10 protein-coding genes and 1 pseudogene are annotated in these 20,356 nt (G+C 37.3%); 5 read left to right on the top strand and 6 right to left on the bottom strand.

The window, feature by feature from the left end; genetic code table 11:
• Positions 1–11: 11 nt before the first annotated feature.
• A pseudogene (locus F6K06_RS27910) lies at positions 12–242 on the bottom strand (IS1 family transposase); the annotation flags it as partial.
• On the opposite strand from F6K06_RS27910, the gene F6K06_RS27915 reads away from it, so the two are divergent.
• Together F6K06_RS27915 and F6K06_RS27920 are read left to right on the top strand one after the other, a co-directional pair.
• Positions 172–1,578, top strand: a complete 1,407-nt coding sequence (locus F6K06_RS27915; RefSeq protein ID WP_287243992.1) for a TonB-dependent receptor — start codon at positions 172–174, stop codon at positions 1,576–1,578. The pseudogene F6K06_RS27910 and the gene F6K06_RS27915 sit on opposite strands and share 71 nt — an antisense overlap.
• Before the next feature lie 50 nt (positions 1,579–1,628).
• The gene (locus F6K06_RS27920) at positions 1,629–2,345 is read left to right on the top strand and encodes an ABC transporter substrate-binding protein (protein WP_287243995.1); all 717 of its coding nucleotides are present in this window, start codon (positions 1,629–1,631) and stop codon (positions 2,343–2,345) included.
• On the opposite strand, the gene F6K06_RS27925 is transcribed toward F6K06_RS27920, so the two are convergent.
• Entirely contained in the window at positions 2,319–9,566 is a 7,248-nt protein-coding gene (locus F6K06_RS27925) for a translocation/assembly module TamB domain-containing protein (protein WP_287243998.1), read from the bottom strand. The two genes, F6K06_RS27920 and F6K06_RS27925, sit on opposite strands and share 27 nt — an antisense overlap.
• A 379-nt stretch (positions 9,567–9,945) precedes the next feature.
• Here F6K06_RS27925 and F6K06_RS27930 point away from each other — a divergent pair, with 379 nt between their 5' ends.
• From F6K06_RS27930 to F6K06_RS27940, 3 genes are all read left to right on the top strand, one after another.
• Entirely contained in the window at positions 9,946–10,314 is a 369-nt protein-coding gene (locus F6K06_RS27930) for a DUF3110 domain-containing protein (RefSeq protein WP_124146111.1), read from the top strand.
• Positions 10,315–10,549: 235 nt separating this feature from the next.
• Positions 10,550–11,473, top strand: coding sequence for an N-acetylmuramic acid 6-phosphate etherase (gene murQ / locus F6K06_RS27935; RefSeq protein ID WP_124146112.1), 924 nt, complete (start codon positions 10,550–10,552; stop codon positions 11,471–11,473).
• A gap of 924 nt (positions 11,474–12,397) precedes the next feature.
• Positions 12,398–12,838 (top strand): DUF928 domain-containing protein, encoded by a 441-nt coding sequence (locus F6K06_RS27940; RefSeq protein WP_124146113.1) that lies wholly within the window; start codon positions 12,398–12,400, stop codon positions 12,836–12,838.
• A gap of 267 nt (positions 12,839–13,105) precedes the next feature.
• Here F6K06_RS27940 and F6K06_RS27945 read toward each other — a convergent pair whose 3' ends face one another.
• From F6K06_RS27945 to F6K06_RS27960, 4 genes are all read right to left on the bottom strand, one after another.
• Complete coding sequence (locus F6K06_RS27945; RefSeq protein WP_124146114.1) at positions 13,106–15,283, bottom strand: N-acetylmuramoyl-L-alanine amidase; 2,178 nt, start codon at positions 15,281–15,283, stop codon at positions 13,106–13,108.
• Between the two features lie 793 nt (positions 15,284–16,076).
• Positions 16,077–16,244: a hypothetical protein gene (locus F6K06_RS27950; RefSeq protein ID WP_205127666.1), complete on the bottom strand. Its 168-nt coding sequence runs from the start codon at positions 16,242–16,244 to the stop codon at positions 16,077–16,079.
• A gap of 1 nt (position 16,245) precedes the next feature.
• Entirely contained in the window at positions 16,246–18,063 is a 1,818-nt protein-coding gene (locus F6K06_RS27955) for a diguanylate cyclase domain-containing protein (protein WP_205127665.1), read from the bottom strand.
• A gap of 816 nt (positions 18,064–18,879) precedes the next feature.
• The gene (locus F6K06_RS27960; protein WP_124146115.1) at positions 18,880–20,010 is read right to left on the bottom strand and encodes a CO2 hydration protein; all 1,131 of its coding nucleotides are present in this window, start codon (positions 20,008–20,010) and stop codon (positions 18,880–18,882) included.
• Between the last annotated feature and the right edge of the window lie 346 nt (positions 20,011–20,356).

Below are 20,356 nucleotides of genomic sequence, written 5' to 3' on the forward strand. Positions count from 1 at the left end.
ACCTGTCGTCACCATCGGATGACGGTGGTATGATGAATTCCTGTTACCCGTTCTATCCCACGAAAACCCATACCATTGACATACATTTTTAGACAAATGAGACGAGCATCGTCACTGTATCCTAGTTGAGTTTGAGGATTCGATACAAATTGGCGACCGCAATTGACACAAATGTGGTTCTGCTGGCCGCGTCTGCGACCGTTCTTACGGATATGTTTAGATTGGCACTCTGGACATTCCATATTTTTTCCCTTTGACTTGCTCTGTCCCAACCTATCATTCATCCCGCAAATCTGCAACGCCCAATTTTTCTTTCAACGCACTGATTTTAGAAACAAAGTTTCAGATATTCGAGACGCCATAGGAGGTGCATTCCCTAATCTAACAATCGAAAGTAACCTACCTCTTGTCCAACAAAGTGGTATTGAACAGAGAAAGATAGGAACTAGATTTCAAATTAATACACCGATTACTAATTCAGCAAATCTGCTGTGGGGGTTTGATTTTACAAATGAAAAAAATGACACCGAGGAATCTGTTATCGATACAGTAGCGTTTGATGAAGAACGAGAAGTAAATATTGTGGACACTGTAACCCGTGTTCCTAAATTTGAAATAGATAACCTAGGACTTTTTCTGGAAGGAAACTGGGACGTCTCTCAAAAATTAATACTTACCGGAGGTCTACGTTATGAAAATATTGATATTGATGTTGAAGATTGGACGGGAAGTGCGATCGCAAACTTTCTTGATGTTGCAGCAGGAAGACCCTTGCCTGAGTTTCAAGGAGGTCAAGTGAATGAGTCAGATGTAGCCTTTAATTTTGGAATTCTTTATAAACTCTCATCAACAATTAGCCTATATTCTAACTTTTCCCAGAGCTTTACTATCCCTAGCTTGAGACAAGCAGGGACTACAGCATCGGAAGATATCAATATTTTTACTATTGACGAATTCCTAACACCAGAAAAAGTAGATAATTATGAAATAGGAGTGCGTGGCAACTGGAGTTCAGTACAGTTTACTGCAGCAGTTTATTACAATAATACAGATAAAGGACAGAATTTAACCGTATCCCAAACTAGCTTGTTTCTAGACCTTACTAGGACTCCTCAAAGAAACTATGGAGTAGAAGCTAGTCTTGATTTGCAACCAGCTAATACCTGGAGTCTTGGAGGGACTTTTACTTGGATGGAGGGTGAAGGGGATCTTTTTCCTGATGATAATCGTAGTTGGGTACCTTTGAGTAGTATAGATGTACAACCGATGAAGTTAACATTTTATCTAGAAAATCAAACTTTGCCTGGTTGGAATAATCGCTTACAGCTTTTGTATGTAACTAATCGCGATCGCGCTTTTGATGAAGGCACAGATGCATTTAGAATTACTGGTTATACTACAGTAGATTTTGTTAGCTCCCTCAATACAGGTTTTGGAAAATGGCAGGTAGGTATTGAGAATTTGTTAAACCATCAATATATTCCTGTTTCAAATCAACCTGCTATAGGAGCTGGAGACACTGAACGTTTTGCTGCACCTGGAAGAACTCTGAGTATTCGTTATTTTCTGAATTTTTAGTCTAGATGTATTACCATGAAAAAATAACCAGATTTCATACTAATTTAAAAATGCTTTTAAGTATATTTCGCTTGGCTACAACTTTTTTAATACTCACAACTTTAATCAGTTGTAGTTCTCCAGCTCAAAATTCTAGTTCTACATTGTCTGAGGAGCAAAATACTGAAACTGCTACAGAAGAAACTCTAATTGTAACTGACTCTACCAATACTGAGATTGTTTTAGATAAAATTCCAGAGCGTATTTTGGGCCTCGATCATGTGTGCCTAGATATTTTAGCTGAACTAGGAATAGAACCCGCCGGGGTTTTAGAAAATATGGCTGATTTTGCTCAAGAACCCGATATGTTTGGAGAGCAGGGCAAAAAAATTGCTCAAATTGGTAGTGTAAGTTTTCTAGAACCAAACTTAGAGCAAGTTGTGCAACTCAAGCCAGATTTAATTATTGGCCTTGATGTACACAAGAAAACAAGAGAAGCACTTAAAGGAGTTGTTCCTTTATATATGCTGGCAATCCCAAAAACTTATTCAGATGCGATCGCCAACCTGAAAACTGCAGGAGAACTTACAGGAAAGAATATTGAAGCTGAAGCAGCAGCTCAAAAATTTCTGGATAAGTTAGCAACTTATAAAGCTAAATCCCCAAAAAATCAAAATATATTATTGATACGAGGTAAAGCAGACAATATTAGATATAACCATGCCAAAAATTTATCCAGATGTGTTTTCGGAGTAGCAATACTAAAATTGTACTTCATATTCCACTGATAATACTGCATTATCATTAAAGTTACTGCCTCCTCGGATGCGTACTTCATCATTAAGTTCATAAAGCAGAGAAAATTCCGTTGGTTCATTGGCACCAAAAAGTCTAGTCATGGATACTCCTAATTTATTCGTCACGTCAACACCTACCTCCAAACCCCAACCCAAAGAGGAAGCACGTCGCGCTCCACGTTTAGGAATACTTGCAGGAAATATCCGAAATTCACTTAACCCAGTTGCTGCAATAATATCTTGTTGTAAGTTAGCAAGTATGGTGGTACTTGCTACATTAGCTAATGCTAAATTCCTATCTTCACTAAGGGTATCAATGATATTACCACCCAACAAACTGACTATTTGTACTTCTGATCGCTTTGGAGAACTGGTCAACTCTAGGTTATTTTCTAATTCTGATAGAGGTCCTTTTGCTGTTGCCATAATTCTAACTCTCTGACTACTATTCAAGGTGCCTGGTGATGGAGCATCTATGGTCTCAGGTGATAATGGTGATGATGGGGATGATGAACGGTTGCTTTCAAAAGCTGATGCTAATAGCTGTACATCTACAATGGGGTCAAGTCCATTAATTGGGGTAAAGGTAGCTATGTTGTTATAGTTGGGGTCTAAACGCAATTCTGTAGTAAATAGATTAATCGACCCTGCTGCTAGGTCGATCGTGCCGCTTGGACGAATATCGCTGAGGGTTCCGTTAATCAGTAAACCACCTGCAACTTCAAAGTTAGCTAGTCCTGGACTAATCATCTGTAGGCGATCGCTTAGAGTCACTTGAAAATTATTTAGACCAATCTCAAATTCTCCCATGCCAAAACTAGGTGGATTTTCTTGACTACCTGCTGCTGCTGCTAAACCTGCTGCCTGATTTAAAAATATTTTACCTTGGGAGACTTCAACGTTACCGCCTACTTCTGGTTGCAAAGCTGTACCTGTAATCAGGACTTTTCCATCAATACCACCTTGAAAAACTCGTTGAAAGTCTATATTGAGTTGGTCTAATGTAATTGTCAGGGGGTTATTTATATCTGGTTCTTGACTGCCAAAGGGTTGAAAAATTGGTAAAACACCAATGACTTCAACTTTACCATCACTAATAATTCCTTGGAGTTCTTTTACCTCTATACGATCGCCCTGAAATAAAACTGTTCCTTCTAGGTCTGTTAGAGGTTGGGGAAATGCTGCTGCTGTGATACTTATATTTGCAAATTTAGCATATCCTTCTGGTTCTGGTTGTTGTAATGTTCCTTTGACCTGCAATAATATATCTCCTTGACCAGAGTTTAATGTCACCTGGTCGGTCAAGATGTTAACTATCTGTAACGCATCATTTTTAATATTGACGCTGACGTTAATTAGATCGCTACCTGCGGAAACTTGAGCAAAGGGTAGGTCAATGGGTACATCCCCTCTATACAAAATGGGGTCTCCAATTATAGAAATACCTCCACCAAAACGCAGACGCCCAGTGTTATAACTAAATTCTGTTTGTGCTTTTTCAATGGGTGTTTCGTTTAAGGTGCCGTCTACTATATTGATTTTGCCTATAGCTCTGGGGTCTTCAAAATTTCCTCCTATTTCTGTTTCGGCATTCAAAATTCCTGTAATATTAAAATTGATATTTGGTGGTATATAATTTTGGGCAAATTTCTGTATTTCTCCTAAATCTATATTTTCTAATCGTAATTTCCCAGTCTGATTTTCTGCACTCAAATCTCCATTAAATGCTAATAATGTTTCTCCTGCTTGCACTTCTAGTGGTTTGACTGTCAGCACTTCGTTTTCATACTGACCCTGTACGAGAAATTTATCGACTTTGTAAGGTCCCCAACTCCAGTCGCTACCATTGATGTCAAATTTGCCGTCAATACCAGACTGCCAAGTTCCTTCTGCTGTTACTTCTCCTGAAAAAGTTATATCTAGGTCTGCAAGGGGTGGTATTGGTATGGGAGTGTTTGGTTGTTGACTTTCTTGTTGTTGTTTTAGCAAAGCTTGAATTTCGGCAAACCGACGCAGTTGGGAAATGACTGGTGTATTTTCTGGAAAACCTACTGCAACTGGTTGCACATCTTCAGCGTTGGCATAATTTGGAGTCTTTATACCTCGCGCAATATCTTCTAAGTTAAACCATTGGAGGGCGGTCAAAATATCTTGAGCTTCACCTTTTTCAATTTTTAGGTTGCCAGCAAATTTGGGGTCGAAATTGGCGTCGGGAGAATTAATATCGACCATTGCTTGTAAGACATATCGACTGTCACCTAATAATAATGTACCGTCATTGAGAGTTCCTATACCTTCGGCAAAATTGATATCTGCGGTGAAACTTTCTGCATCTATATAACCAATGCTAGGTTTGGCAACTGCAAGATTTCCGTTTGCTGCGATGGAGTTCAAGTCGAATGTTCTCAGACCAGATATTGCTATTTTGGCGGATGCTTCCCCGGAAACTTGAGCGATATCAAATTGTGCTGCTGGCGCTATATCTAATAATTCAACAGGAAATTGCTCTAATGTTACTAGGAGGTTTTCTCCTTCTGTGACTCCTGCGAGTTTTGCTTCGTCGCGTTGAATTAAGAAAGCAGTGGGAAAATAGGTTTGATCAAATCGATCTAATACTAATTCTAGACGGTCTTGTTCCCCTGCAATTTTAAATGTTACTCCATCAGCTATTCCTGCATTTAATTTTCCAGATAAAACGGAATCAAAATCTACTGAATTTACGGCTAGGTTTCGCAATACAATATCACCAACCAAACTTAAATCTTCGATAGATTTACCGATGACTTTACCATCAAAGTTGACTCTACCTGTTAATAACTCTCCTTTTTTTTCTATGGGTAAATTTTGTGCTAATTTTTCTATGGGCAGAGATTCTAAGTCAAAATCTGACAAATTGACATTAATATTAATTCCAGAAATTGTCGGTGGTTTTTGTTGTGTAAAATCTACACCTACTACTCCATTAGCATTAACGTTTGGCGGGATAGAAACTTTTTCTATTTCTACTTGTTTACCTTTCCAGTCAAACAGAGAATTAAGAGGTTGTTGAATAACTGGTAATTCTGAAAGTGTTAATTTTGCTTGAGCGGCTATAGCTTCTGGAGAGAAATTTGCTAGGGTTCCAGACAGGTCGATATTTGTATTTAAAAAGCCACCAATTACTGGTAAATTTTCAGCTTGCCCTAATAATTTTTGTACCTGTCTAATAGCTGCAACGGCTGGTTTTGTCTGTTCTTGTTTTTCCAATGCTGCCGAAAATTGCTCTAAAGGAATTTGGTCTCCTACTATAGCAGTTTGCCATTTTTTACCTACTAATTCTCCAGTAATATTAACAGTTCCACCATTTGCCAAAAGTACTTTTCCTTCCGCTTCAGCAGCTATAGCTTCTGGGTTTAAATTCTCTAAATTTCCAGCGACTTTAGCATTGCCTAGAATATTGCCATTTATTGTGTCTAAATAAGGCAAAACTAATTCTATAATTTCCTTATTCGTGTTATCCGTGCCCAAATTCGTGTCTAGCTCTTTAGCTATTTTTTTTACAAAACTCAATGGAATAGGTTCAGTGATCGCTGAGGCTGTAAAATTACCATTATTTAATTTTCCTGTGGCATTAATTGTATTATTTCCAATGATTAATTTTCCGGTTCCATCAGCGGCTATTGCTTGAGGATTCAGATTATTTAAGTTGCCAAATACGCTCAGATTACCAAATAATTCTCCTTCAATTCCTGGAGGTAAAGTTGCGCTAGCTGGTATAGCAATTAAACCAGTTTTTCTGACTGTTTCTTCCAAAAGGCGTAAAGCAATATTTTCTGTTCCTACATTTGCAAAAAAGTTTCCTCGTTCGAGTTTACCATCAATATAAACAGCATTGCCATCAATAAATAATTTACTATTAGTATTAGCGGTAATTGCTTCTGGAGATAAATTATTTAAATTTCCAGATAAATTAGCATTAACATCAACTTGACTATTTAAAGTTTTAATAGCAGGAATTTGAGCTTGTAAAATTTGAATTTGATTAGGTTCTACTGGAATTAATCCTGATGTTAAAACCGCTTCTCCTAAATCCATAAGTGGATTTACTGCTAATTTACTACTATTAACTGAAGCTTGAAAATTACCATTATTTAATTTACCCGTAGCGTTAACAGTTCCTCCAGCAATAATTACTTTCCCATCCCCATCAATAGCAATTCCTGTAGGAGTTAAATTATTAATATTTCCAGATATAGTCGCTTCCCCTTGAACTTCTCCCTTAATATCTGTTGGTAAAACATTATTTTTCAGAGAAACAATTTGTGCTTCTGTTAATAACTTTTCGACGGCAGTAAGAGATATTTGATTAGTTTTAACTGTCGTTTGAAAATTACCCGAATTTAAACTACCTGTAGCATTAATTGTACCTTCCTCAATTTTGAGATTTCCCACTAAATCTCCTGCTATATTTTCCGGGGAAGGATTTGCCAGATTTCCTGATAAATTAACCTTGCCATTTAGTCTACCATTCAGAGTTTTTAACCTGGGAATATTAACCCTAATATTATTTAACTGTTCCTGGTCAGTAATAATTCCAGAATTTACTGCCGATAACCCCAAATCTAACAAAGGATTAAGTGGTAATTCTTCAGTATCAACCAATGCTTGAAAATTACCATTATTAACTTTCCCATTAGCATTAACCGTACCATTAGCAATATTAACATTCCCCTGAAAACCACTGGTTATGCCAGGCAAACTTAAATCATTTAGATTAGCTGAAAAAGTAGCTTCACCATTAACCTTCCCATCAGTTTGACTAGATAAAATAGGATTAGGAGTCGTCAGAAAATTTGCATTTCTCCCTATTCTTTCTAAAGCACTTAAACTCAATTGAACAGCATTTCCCTTACCCTGCAAACTACCATTATTTGCCCGAGCATTAAAATTAACCTGACCCCCAGCAATATTTATTACCCCACTCCCATTCCCATCAATACTATTAATTGAAAAATCCCTCGTGAGACCAGAAGAACTAGCTTGAGCATTAACAATACCTTCCAACCCAGATGGTAAACCCAATGGTTTTAAAGGTTCTAAATTATCTAAATTAATTTGATTGACAGTAACGTTGAGCTGCCAGTTATCCAGATTAGCAGTACCATCAATATTAACCTTTCCCCCACCAACTTCAACAACAGTATTTTTAATATTCGCCTGACTATCAACAATATCAACAGTACCACTCACCGGATAAACAGCTTTTGGTAACTGCCATTGAACTTGCCCTTTCAGACTTTCCAAAGCACCAGCGATCGCTACTTCAGAAGAAAAGTTACCGAGGGGAAGAGGTGGAGTAATACCATATTGTTGAGCGATCGGTTCTAGGGGTAAATTTTCCACCTTCAGGTTTAAGTCAACTACAGGATTAAAATTCGTTTCCTGCTCTTTACTGACTGACTTCCAACTCCCGACTTCTGAATTTTGACTTTGTAGAACTGACTGACTGCCAACTCCTAACTTTTGACTTTTGAAGTGAGGGCGAATGCCATTCGCCCCTACTGAATTTTGATTTTTGACTTTTGTTTGCGTTTGCGTAGCATCCCGCAGGGAAACATTCCGTAGGAAATTTTGACTTTGTGGAACTGACTCCCAACTCGCGACTTCTAACTTTTGACTTTGTGGAACTGACTGACTGCCAACTCCTAACTTTTGACTTTTGACTTCTAAATTCTTCCTTTTAACTTTTGACTTTTGAATTTTGACTTCTTCTTTACTTTTGACTTTTGACTTTTGACTTCTAACTTCACCCTTGCCTGTAATTTTCCCTCCCACTACTGGAGTAATTTGTAAGTCAGAAAAACCAGCAGTTAAATTGAGCGGTTGAAATTCTTGGTTTAACTGCGGACTAATAGTAAAATTTGTCGCAATATCCTGAAATCTTAATCTATCAACTCTAGTAACTTCAGTCGTTTGAACCTTTCCCGATACCACTGGTTGCAGCAAACTACCAACAATACTGAAATTAGTTTTCACACCCCCATCTAATAAAGGTCTAATATCCTGAATTTGACCCCGAATTTGCTGAAGTTGCTGCTTAGTTTCTGCCGTTTCAATTTTACCCGAAAGCAAATCAATTTCTGTAGTAGCAGTATTAAACAAAGTGTCGAAACTAACAGGTAAAACCTCCCCATTCAAATTCAGATTAAGATTTTGAGGGTCTAAGTCTGCCGTTGTTTGTGCTGTACCCTTGAGTTTTAATCCAATATTCCCGTAGTTGGCGTTGAAATTTTCCACCGTAACTTTTGGCCAAGCAACATTAGCAACCGTATTCAGGTTAACAGTGTCGCTCAGGAAACTGCTGTTAGCTTTCAACTGCTGCAAACTAACTTTTCCCTGGATATTTTGTACAACTTCAGCAATGTTATCGCTTAATTTAATCTGAGTCCGGAGGTCTGCATTTAACTCTCCACTTTGCACACTTACATCAGGAATATTTTCCAACGCTAATACTAAAGGAACAAATATTGGTAATTGCAATTTTTGCGCTACAACATCAGCTTTAACTTCAGAATTTTTGAGATTAGCATCAGCATCAACCCGAAAATTACCACCACCATCAATAACTTTCCCATTCAGGTCTACCAACCAACGTTGCAGTTTGTCTTTAGAAAAAACTTCACTATTACTCAAATCTAACATTATCGGTTGAGAAGACTTTCCTTTTTCTGAAGGCAAAATACTAACACCCAGTTCCGGGAAACGTAGAGCTGTAATATCAACATTAAAAGGAGGAGGTGGTAAATCTGCCAACTCTGGAATTTTAAACAAACCATCAGCTTCCTGTTGTAAATTAGCTTCAGATTTTCCAAATGTAATATCAAGTTTCAGAGTCTTGAATAACAAAGGTCCAAGAGCATACCTAACTTTAACTATCTCCGTAGAAGCAGCGATCGAGTCTGTTGAAGTTGGAGGTAAAGAAGAAGGACCAAATTCTAGATAACCAATTCTAAATTTTTTCAGTTCGCCCACTTGAACTGGCCTTTGTGTAAGTCTAGTGAGATTCTCACTCACCATTGGGGCTAACTTTTCTTGAAACCACCAAGTTCCTACTGCTCCCCCTCCTACAGAGACTGTCCCTAAACCCAAACCACTAATAATTACTATTCTGCGCCAGTTTCTAGACTTGGAGATATCAGTTTGCTGATTAGAATTATCTGGAGTATTCGTCATTTCAGTTATCAGTTATCAGTTATCAGTTATCAGTACCGACCGCTAAAGTCAGAAGCACTGAAATACTGAAGTTTACTTTTCTCATCCCCTTGAAAGGTGAGACTATGGTAACATCAGACAATGTATTCTCCACCCTCCTCAAACTTCTCACCCTCCATACCCTCCCCTTTCCTTGACTATAATTTAGACACATTATTATTTTGTATCTACTAATATATAGCAATGTGCGCTGGCATATTTACAAATTGCAGCAATTGTCCAATAGCTACAAGTCTTGTATTATCAGCTTTTTATTCCCACTATTGCCTGTTGCCTGTTGCCTGTTGCCTGCGCGCAGCGCTATAAACAAAATAATTGTCTATTCACATTAGGAAAAGTTATGCGAGTATTTGTTTTACTGTTTAATGCTAGAACTGAAAATGAAGGAATTCATACTATTCAGAGTGGCGATCGTAATCAGGTCTTGATGTTTGAATCAGAAGATGATGCCACTCGCTTTGGTGTGTTGCTAGAAGCTCAAGATTTTCCTTCTCCTGCGGTGGAAGAATTTGAGCAAGAAGAAATTATGGAATTTTGTAGGGGTGTAGATTATGAGTGGAAAGTTATACCCGCAGGTGCTTTGGAGATACCCCCAGAGAATAATGTAGAAAATACTGATTGGCAACTAGCTCCAGATCCAATTACTGAAAAGGGTGAAAACGTCCCTGACTTAGATAGAATTAGGCGTCAACTGGAAGGTCTTTTATAGCGCTACGCGCAAGTCAGAAGTCAGAAGTCAAAAGTCAGAAGTTATTTTTGTAACGGGGATGCGTGAGCAACTCTCCAAAAATATTTCCCCTTAAAAGGCGGGGTTTGAGACCCATGTTATTTTGATAAGTCAAACACCAACTCTTTCGCGTGCTATATGAATACAAACAGGAACTAATTTTTCGGCTTATGGCTTGAGCGCGATCTATAATTTTTAAATTAGTAATGGGCTAAAGATGGACAATTTACAGGCACGAGGTCATTTATTGACAGAACAGGTTAACCCCAATAGTCAGAATTTAGATAGGTTAAGCTCTTTAGAGTTGGTGGACTTATTTAATCAAGAGGACCAGCGAACTTTAGAGGCGATCGCTGCATCCCGTTTACAATTAGCTCAGGCAGTGGACATCACGACTGAAGCTCTACGCCAAGGTGGCAAACTTTTTTATGTGGGTGCTGGTACAAGTGGTCGTTTGGGGGTATTGGATGCGGCTGAATGTCCTCCAACATTTTGTACGCCTTCGGATTTAGTACAAGGGATTATTGCTGGTGGTGCCGGCGCTTTAGTCCGTAGTTCGGAAGATTTGGAAGACCAGTTTGAAGATGGTAGTCAGGCGATCGCTTCGCGCCATATTACGAATTTGGATGTGGTAGCTGGTATTACTGCTGGTGGTACAACTCCTTATGTGCATGGTGCTTTAGAAGCAGCAAAACAAAGGGGAGCAAAAACAATTTTTATTACCTGTGTTCCTGTGGAGCAGTTTAGTGTGGAAGTAGATGTGGATATTCGGCTGGTAGTTGGCCCAGAATTATTGGCAGGTTCCACACGGTTAAAAGCAGGAACAGTCACCAAAATGGCTTTGAATATTTTATCAACGGGAGTAATGGTAGGACTGGGAAAGGTTTATGGTAATCGTATGGTTGACGTAGCAGTGAAAAATACTAAGTTACGCGATCGCGCTCTACGCATTATTGAGGATTTAACTGAGTTGAGTAGGGATGAGGCCACAAATTTATTAAATAAAAGTAACGATTCAGTTAAGTTGGCACTTTTTATGCATTGGAGTGGTTTAGAAAAAGAAGAAGGCGACAGGATTTTATCTGAATACCAAGGTAATCTCAGAGCGGCATTGCAAAAAGTAGGAGAAATAGGGGATTAGGTATTGAAGAAGGAGTCAGGAATTAGGAGTTAGGTAGGGGAGTCGTCGGATTGGCGACGTAAAGCAGTCAGGAGTCAGCAGTTAGCTAGAACTGAGAATAGGGTGGATGGGAATTTTCACCCGACCAAACCCATTTGTCTGTCTATAAGGTCTATCCCTTATACGGAACTCCTGAAAACTTTGTGGGGAGGGTGGGAAGTAAGAATCTTGTCTACAGTTCTCAAAAAAATGTATTTTTCAATGCACTTTTCTCTGGAAAAAGCCTCTCAAAGACTTATACATAAGTTGTCTATTTTGTAAAGTTTTATATTAAGAAAGATGTGGGTAATGGATAGCTGTAAGGTGTGGTAGGTATTAAACTCATCAGGGATAAAGATAAAATTTCACGAATGATTTAGGATTGCTATATGAACAAAAAATAAATACTTTACAGAATAGTGGGAGGTTTTGCTATTTTTTTATCCTGAAAAATAAAAGAATATAATTTAGTGTAATAAATCATGTATAAACTCCGATAACTAGAAGTTTATAAGAACTGAATATACTGAATATCTGGATAAATAACTACAGAATTGGCTTTGGTGATTTTAAGTATGAAACTTCTAAAATGTAAATTTTGATCCAAAAATAAGAGTGTAAATCATAGCTATTTTTCCTAACTAAGGGATTAGAAGGGAGTTTTTATACCTCGTGAATCCTGACTCCTAAAATGTCATACATTTATTCAGGAACGCCCATAATTTATATAATATGAAATCCAGTTATACAGTTGTCACAGTCTATACTTCCATTCAATGCAGACATAAAATGCCGGAATATCTCAAGATTTTTCCTACTCTCAAGATTTTTCCTACTCTCACCTTTCCTTTATCCTTTCTCCCGACTACTGAATAATTATACGATAACTAATTATCCAGATGCTATATGAGATATCTATTATTAATGACTACTTTATCAGTTGTTTTAATGATGAAGTTATTGAATATTGCTGGAGTTGTGCAAAGACCAGCTTTCGCAATACCTAGCTTCGGAAATATTAGCAATGACTGGAGAATTTCTCAAACATATATACCTCTAGATCTAGATCGAGGCGCACCTCCAACTACAACATCTTCAGGAATCCGTGGAGGTGAGCAATGCCTTTTGTCTGAAAAAAAAATTGTTCCTCTTCTAATACCGGGAAATAATATTGGAGTAACATTATCTAAACATCCGACATTTTTTATCTATATTCCTCCCTATCAAAAAGCTCAAAAAGCAAGGTTTTTTCTGACAGAATGGATTTCACAGGAAGAAATATACGAAGAAGATTTTCAGCAACGCGGAGCGCGGAACAGAGTTCTATCGCTAATTAAACGGAGGTGATACTGACAAGTCAAAATTGAATTCTGTATAACTGGAGAATCAGTAATACCATAGCTCCTGCGTTAATGCTTGATTTGACAACTATAGTGCTACATTATTAGGAGTAGGAAGTAGGAAGTAGAGATGGAAAAAGCTTACGAGATAAAGCTTTTGGCAATTAGCTATTTCTGCAATTTATCAATATACCAGCGCGTACTGCTATACCTTACCTTAGTATTTTTCCCAACACCTACCAGCTAAAACCTAACACCTAACACCTCATTAATCTTAACGAGAATAAGCTTGAACATATCTAAGTATCCCACGAGCGATCGCCTGTGCCATACGACTGCGTTGAACAGGGTCCGCAAGAATCCTAGAATCATAATTACCAGTAACAAAACCCACCTCTACCAATACAGCAGGCATCTTAGTCTTTCTTAGCACATAAAAACGAGCCCGCTTCACACCACGATTATTCATTGTGGGGAAACTTTCCAACATACTATTCTGAATATACTGTGCTAAAGCCTGGCCACTTTGATAATAAAAAGTCTCTAAACCATTAACATCAGGACGGCTCATACTAATAGCATTAGCATGAATACTCACAAACAAATCGGCATTTACCCGATTGGCCAATTCTGCCCTTGGTGGTAAATCTAAATCCCGGTCTGTCTTACGAGTCATCACCACTTGTATATTATTCTGCTCCAGGATTTGAGCTACCTCCAATGACATGGGCAACACAATATCCTTCTCTCGCAGACCAAAACCCACTCCACCTAAATCTGTAGGTCCTCCGTGCCCAGGATCTATAACTATCATTAACCGTCCATCACGCTGGGGTAATCGATTCGGCAAAGGAAAACGACGATTACCATTATTAGTAGTATTAGAACGGCGGTCGTTGCGACGAGGCCAGGGAAAAGGCCACCGTCTCGGACGTAAATTTCCTGGGGAATTCTGAGGTAATCTATTCTGAGGGGGTGAATTTTGGGGTGGTGAATTTTGGGGTAATGAACTGTTCCCCCGTGATAAGATTGAAGGTCTGGAATTAGAAGATTGTTGTCTAGGATCTGGTCGCCAACCAGGAGGAGTAGTGCCAATATTACCCCAACCCATGGGTAAAGATAACTTTTGTGGAGTAAGCTGAGTTACCTCGGCAATTTTAATATTAGTAGCAGGCTTAACCAGAATTGTCACTGTTTCTGGATCTTCTTGACGTATCTTTGCCCAAATTAAAGGACTACCAACCTGTCGGCCAGGTAACTTTAATCGGTCATCAACCTGAGCACCATATATAGTAATTCCATAAGCATCCTCTTCAGAATCCCAACCACTGGTATAGTTCAGAGGTCGATCCCCTGTAATTACTAAGTCAGTACCATTTTTCAATTCTACTGACTTAACAACTGCAAAACCAGTACCTTGATTAATTGTTGGTGGTGTTTCTCCTTGAGGCCATATTGCTACTCCACCTGCATAAGCACGAGCTTGCCATTGAGTTTTGGTATCTGGAAGACTCACTGTCAAACGAACTACTGCAGGTGTTATTGAAAGCTGAGTAAGTTGAGTAATTGTTAATCCAGATTCGTTAAATCTTTGATTTGACTTGACATCTTTTGCTGTGAGAGTAGCATTCAGAATATCAATGGTCATCCAGGTACGGTCAACACTCTTCTTAAGTTCTATTTCTGGTAGTTTACCGCTCGTTTGTAGAACTACTCCATCTTGCTTTACTTGGACATCTTCTACAAGAGTTGGCGTACCAGTGGTAGCAACTTGATTAACAGGAGCAGGGTTTCTTGGTCTTAGTATATTTTGATTACTCGGTCTCTCTATTCTGCGAGGAGCTAAAGGCGAATTTTGAGGTAGTGGGGGTGGAGACTGAGGACTTTGAGGTGGTGGGGATGGAGACTGGGAACTTTGAGGTGGTGGGGATGGAGACTGAGAACTTTGAGGTGGTGGGGATGGAGACTGGGGTTTAAGGTTAATATCTGAAGTAGAGGCAATCTTTTGAGGTGTGGGTATTTGCACAGTCCATTCGCTAGGAGATATGCCCCTAAATTGCACCTGTTTTGGGTCAAGAGTATACCCATTATTTAATTCTACTACAATCCTAGCTGTTTGAGAATTAAATTGTCCTACTCTAACTGCTTTTATTGCCCCACCGACAACTTGAGAAGTTCTTATACCACCTAAAGTTGTGCCAGGCAAATCTATAACTAAGCGAGTTGGGTTAGTTATTAATTGTGCTTTTGGCTGAACACCTCCTTCAGTAGTAAAAGATAGTCGATTCTGATTTGCTTGAAACTGCCAAGATTCTAGGGTAGCAGCTTCAGTAGGACTTCCAAGTACAAAAACACTGAGTATACTTGGAAGTAGATAGCGTACCATTAGATTTTTTCCCATCTGGGTACTTTTGAGAAATATCACACGATTTCCTGGATATATATTTTTCATATCAAGTTTAATACTTTATGAACCCCTCTAAATATAGATGATGTATTGATATACCCCTGATAATTTTTGGTGAATAGAATAATTATTAACCTGTAAAATTTACTCATACACCGAGTTCACACTTCAATAACTACTCTCAGCATAACTAGAGGAACATAGTATCATACAACTTCCTACATACTACATAGTTGTCAGTTATTCCAAATAAATTTATTAATTTGGACAATATTTTTTATTCCTTGTCGATAGTTGCGGGTATTATAGCGATTTTCTTTCATATAGCAGAAGCAAGAGGTTTAATGATTGATATTTCCTTGTTTGAGCTATTTCATAAGTACAATACAGTAATGACGACTGCTATTGGGAAAATTATAGATTTTTACAGATAGTTGTAGGTTTCTAAGAACGGTAAATTAAGTAGACCTATTAATCTTAAGGTCAGGTTAATTCTGTCTAAAATTATAGATATAGTTCCTTAAATGATGTATTCAATCTGAAGAGCAATTTTCTAGAGTGGCGTTGGTGATTGGAGGTATGAAATCAGTAATTTAGGTAAATTCATACCAATTTCATAAAATATTGCTACAGTGACGACACAGGGAACAGGGAACAGGGAACAGGGAACAGGGAACAGAGAAACATAAATATTCAAGAGGAAAAAAGGTGGAAATTTGAGAATTTATGGAATTTATAATTTTTTCTTTTAGGAATAAATCACAAATTAAGATGTAACTGCCTTTGGGTGAATTTGGTATAAGAGTAATTCTTTGAATGGCAAGATTAGATATTGTCTTTACTTAATTGACCGAAAAGTACATTTCTTTCTCCTGAATCCTGACTCGGTCCTCCTGACTCCTAAGTAATTAAGGTTAATATCATACAATAATCCACCAACGCCTCTGGAGTAAATTATTGAGATATATTTGTGCGATCGCATCATAGTTTGAAAATTTGCAGTCATCTTAAAAGTCCTTTGTATCTCGAGAAGCAGAAATCATACTAAAATGTATCCAGCAATCTCGTCCCTGTTGTTTAGCTTCATATAAAGCTTGATCAGCTTGGCCTATAAATGTATGGAGTGTTTGAGCCAATGAAGGGATCTGAGTCGTAACACCAAGACTGATAGTAACTATTTGTTTTTTCCCACTAGGATGAGGAATACCTAAAGCCTTAATCGCTGATTGAATCTGTGCTGCTACTTCACAAGCCCCACTTTGGTCAGTCTTTGATAAAATCACAGCAAACTCTTCCCCCCCATAACGAGCTAACAAGTCTGCCGGACGTTTCAAAACCCCTTGAGCTGCATGAGCTATTTTAATCAAGCATTTGTCTCCTTGTTGATGACCGTAAACATCATTGTATAGTTTGAAATAATCCACATCAAACATAATTAGAGATAAAAATTGTTTTTCTCTTGCCATTCGTCGCCATTCTTGGTCTAAAAATTCATCGAAGTAACGACGGTTAGAAATTTTAGTTAAACCATCCAGTCGAGCCAGACGTTCTAACTTGAGATTTGCTTCTTGAAGTGCATCTAGGGTTTTACCTAACTCATCTGCTTGTGAGCGAGTTTGAGCAAGTAGATGGGAATGTTCTAAAGCGACGCTAAACTGAGTTGCTAATTGTTTGACGAATCTAATTTCAGTGGAAGTCCATTCACGGCTTTTTTCACATTGATGAATACAAAGCAGTCCCCAAAGTTTTGAACCCATGATTAAAGGCATAATAATTTGTGCTTTAATCTGAAATTGCTCTAAGATTTCAATATGACAGTCTTTTAAATCAGCATTGTAAATATCTGTCAGCACTTGCATACGCCCCTGTTGATAATGGATGGCATACTGTTCGCCAAAACAATAATCATTCACTTTGATCGAAAGGGCCGAATCATAAATGGGTAAAACGCTTTCAGAAACAAATTCTCCATAGCAGTAGTTACTTTCTGGGTAGAAGCGGAATATGCCTACGCGATCGCTCTCTAGAGCTTTTCTGACCTCTTTGGCAGTAGTTTTAAATAAGGTATGGAGGTCGAGAGATTCACGAATTTCTGAAATTAAGTTGAATAAAATCATTTGTTGTTGGCTAGCTGCTTGTAAATCTTTGGCTTTTTGTTCGACTTCAGCTAGTTGTTCTGCTTGCTGCACTGCAAAGCCTAGTTGAACAGCAATTTGACTCAAAAAATTTACGGCAGAAGTTTCCCATTCATGGGGTTTAGAATGTTGATAAGCAGCTAGAATACCCCATAGTTTTTTTTTAATAAAAATAGGAGCAGTGGCATATGCTCTGATGTGAAATTGTTCTAATATTTCAATATGGCATTGTGACAACTCTGCTTTATAAATGTCTTTTACTACAAGTGTTTCATTATTGCGATACCGACCACCTTGATGCTCCTGAAGATAACTATCATTCCAAACGGTGTTTTTGTATATAAATTCGAGTTCATCCCAACCAACTTCAGCAAATTCAAAGTCACCAACAAATTCACCTCCCCAGTCTTCATTAAAACGATATACTGAGACTCGTTCGACACCTAAAAGTCTACAAGTTTCTTTTGTGGTTGTGCGAAAGATTGTTTCTAGGTCGAGAGATGCTCTAATCTTGCCGATCGCCCGATATATTGCTTTTTGTTGTGCATATATTTGCTCTAGTTGCTCAGTTTTTTCCTGTAGTTGAGCTTCTAAATTATCAATAGTAGGTAATCTCAATAATCTAGATGTTTGATTAATAATTTTACGGCCGATTATAGATAATATAGATTGAGGTCTTTTTTTATTCACCAGGATTTTTTATAAAAATTTATAAGCCAAATATAGCACTTTTAAAAAAAAATCTGTTTAACCGTATTTTCTTTGCTATTGATATTATTTAGGGTTTGCTGAAAAAGTATTTTAGTAGGAGACAGGATACAGGAGACAGGAGATAGGATAAATGGGAATGAGCGAGGAAGTAGGAGTAAGAATTGTAAGAATAATTTTTCTGCCCAACTATGCGCCTAAAATACGCTCCTTTTTGAGCGTTTTAGACTGAAACAGGCGCACTTTTTTCGTTCCCAAAAAGGCACTTGTCTTTATATGTCAATGCTTTTATATTTAATCAGCAAGCCCTATTTATATTTTTTTGTATTGAAAAGCGGAGTAGTTGAGCATTTAAATATGAAAAAAAATGATACTTAATCTAGATATCAAAGATAGAGGTAAATCCAATCTAAAAATCACTCCAGTTGATTGTTAATATTATTCAATTTTACTGGGTATAATGTAGCAGAAGGAAGAAGGAAGAAGGAAAAATATTGCGTTGTCTGAGTTTTAAGCTTTTGATATATCCTAACAGTAATAGACCTCTGCAGAAATTAAGATTTAACGACCTTTTTACAGGGGGTTCAGTTGAATTATCGGAGATGTCTAATGGTGACTCCTATATAATATCCATACAATCCGATGATCCCACTTCACAAGAGGGGAGATATAGCCAGCATTTTAGTATTGAATATTGATATTAATTACTAAAGCCATAAAATAAAATTTGTTCATTGTTTTTCACCTCAAACAATGAACAATTAATTATGAAAGTTAGAGTAAAAGTACAGGTGAACGCTAACTATTAACTTCTTGTATTTGTGATGTTAAAAATCGATCCATCCACGCTTCTAAATAGGCTTGATTTGCTGCTTGTTCTTCTGGATTTTCTGTATCTAAAGGATGAGGTGCTAATCCTAAAAGTGCTGCTGTTGTTACACAAAACATTGACTTTTGAAAAGTCTGACAAATTTTGACTCGCAAATTATCTGTACCTCGATTAGTTTTTTGGTAAACTTCTAGAAGATAATCTGGTAAAAAATGTCGCATATCTTGCATTAGTAATGTGGGTGGAATTCCTGCCCCTCCAATAGGTAATGGATCTGCATATAAAGCACCGTAAGTAAATCGACTTTGTTCGTGGTCTATTTGTTGAGCTTGAGCATTGTATGAAACTGTTCCTAAAAATGGGGTGCCTCGGAAGAAAATTGCTTCTACATAGGGAACTGCTGTATCTATTAAAAATGTTAAACCTACTGATTCAGGAATTATTTCATAATGTTTACTTTTTACATTTACAGCATAGGTAATTGGTAAATTTGCTGCTGCGACTAATCCTGATAAAATATGATTTACTACTTGAGGAATAGATGTTATTTTCCCCTGGTCATACTTATCAGATAAGGTCATAAATATGTCGCTCATTACCCGCCAAAATTGACCTAAAGCACTGTAATAAGCTTGTTGACGTACCATGTCTGGTAAAAATTCTGGAAATAATTGATTGAGTGGCATTAACATCAAGTTTCCTGTGATTTTGGCATCTATTACTGCTTTTGCTAGTTGTTGAAATTCTGGTGAATCTAAATATTTATCGAGACCTCCACCCCCATGCCATAACATTCCTCTCATACAATATTCTGCATATTCATAATTAATCCGGTCGTGCCACCAAAACTTAAGTAATTTACCTAATGAAATTTTGCCGTTGAAGTATTTAAAAAAGGGAAATAATTCTAAAAATTGATGTTCGGCAATATAAATTAGATTCTTGGAATAGGCATCTAATACAATGCCATAACTTTTCAAAATTCCGACAACTTCTAAGACGTTTTCTGGTGTATCTTTTAGTAGAGCTTGACCAGATTTTAAACGATTAATATAGACTGAAAGTGGATGATTATTACATTTTAAAATGGTGTTTTTCATAATTGTTTTTCCTAAGTTTAATTTTTTTGATTTGCTAGAGTTGCTAATACTAAATCTCTCGCGTTTTTGCTACATTTTCTTAAGAGCTGGGATATAAGAAATAATAGTTCTTTACTTCATACTTACAATTGCTAAAAATATTGCTTAACCTTGCTTATTACTTAATAACTGAAGTGTTCTATAAATATAGTATTATTTTTAAGGATTGGTCTTAAGAGATATTGATATTTCATATTATTTTTATCCCCATTCCATTTTACAAAAATTGAATGATCTAGTTTGAATTATGAACAACCTAATAATATTATGTCCGGTTGAATAGTTATAAAAAATGAGATAAGAGTCA

The organism is Okeania sp. SIO1H4, assembly GCF_010672695.1.
Taxonomy (GTDB): Bacteria; Cyanobacteriota; Cyanobacteriia; order Cyanobacteriales; family Microcoleaceae; genus Okeania; species Okeania hirsuta.

Bases quoted from the DNA above. Each gene is read 5' to 3' on its own strand.
- F6K06_RS27920 (WP_287243995.1), top strand. From the start codon at position 1,629: ATGCTTTTAAGTATATTTCGCTTGGCTACAACTTTTTTAATACTCACA.
- F6K06_RS27915 (WP_287243992.1), top strand. From the start codon at position 172: ATGTGGTTCTGCTGGCCGCGTCTGCGACCGTTCTTACGGATATGTTTA.
- F6K06_RS27960 (WP_124146115.1), bottom strand. From the start codon at position 20,010: ATGAAAAACACCATTTTAAAATGTAATAATCATCCACTTTCAGTCTAT.
- F6K06_RS27930 (WP_124146111.1), top strand. From the start codon at position 9,946: ATGCGAGTATTTGTTTTACTGTTTAATGCTAGAACTGAAAATGAAGGA.
- F6K06_RS27940 (WP_124146113.1), top strand. From the start codon at position 12,398: ATGAGATATCTATTATTAATGACTACTTTATCAGTTGTTTTAATGATG.
- F6K06_RS27950 (WP_205127666.1), bottom strand. From the start codon at position 16,244: ATGACTGCAAATTTTCAAACTATGATGCGATCGCACAAATATATCTCA.
- murQ (WP_124146112.1), top strand. From the start codon at position 10,550: ATGGACAATTTACAGGCACGAGGTCATTTATTGACAGAACAGGTTAAC.
- F6K06_RS27945 (WP_124146114.1), bottom strand. From the start codon at position 15,283: ATGAAAAATATATATCCAGGAAATCGTGTGATATTTCTCAAAAGTACC.
- F6K06_RS27925 (WP_287243998.1), bottom strand. From the start codon at position 9,566: ATGACGAATACTCCAGATAATTCTAATCAGCAAACTGATATCTCCAAG.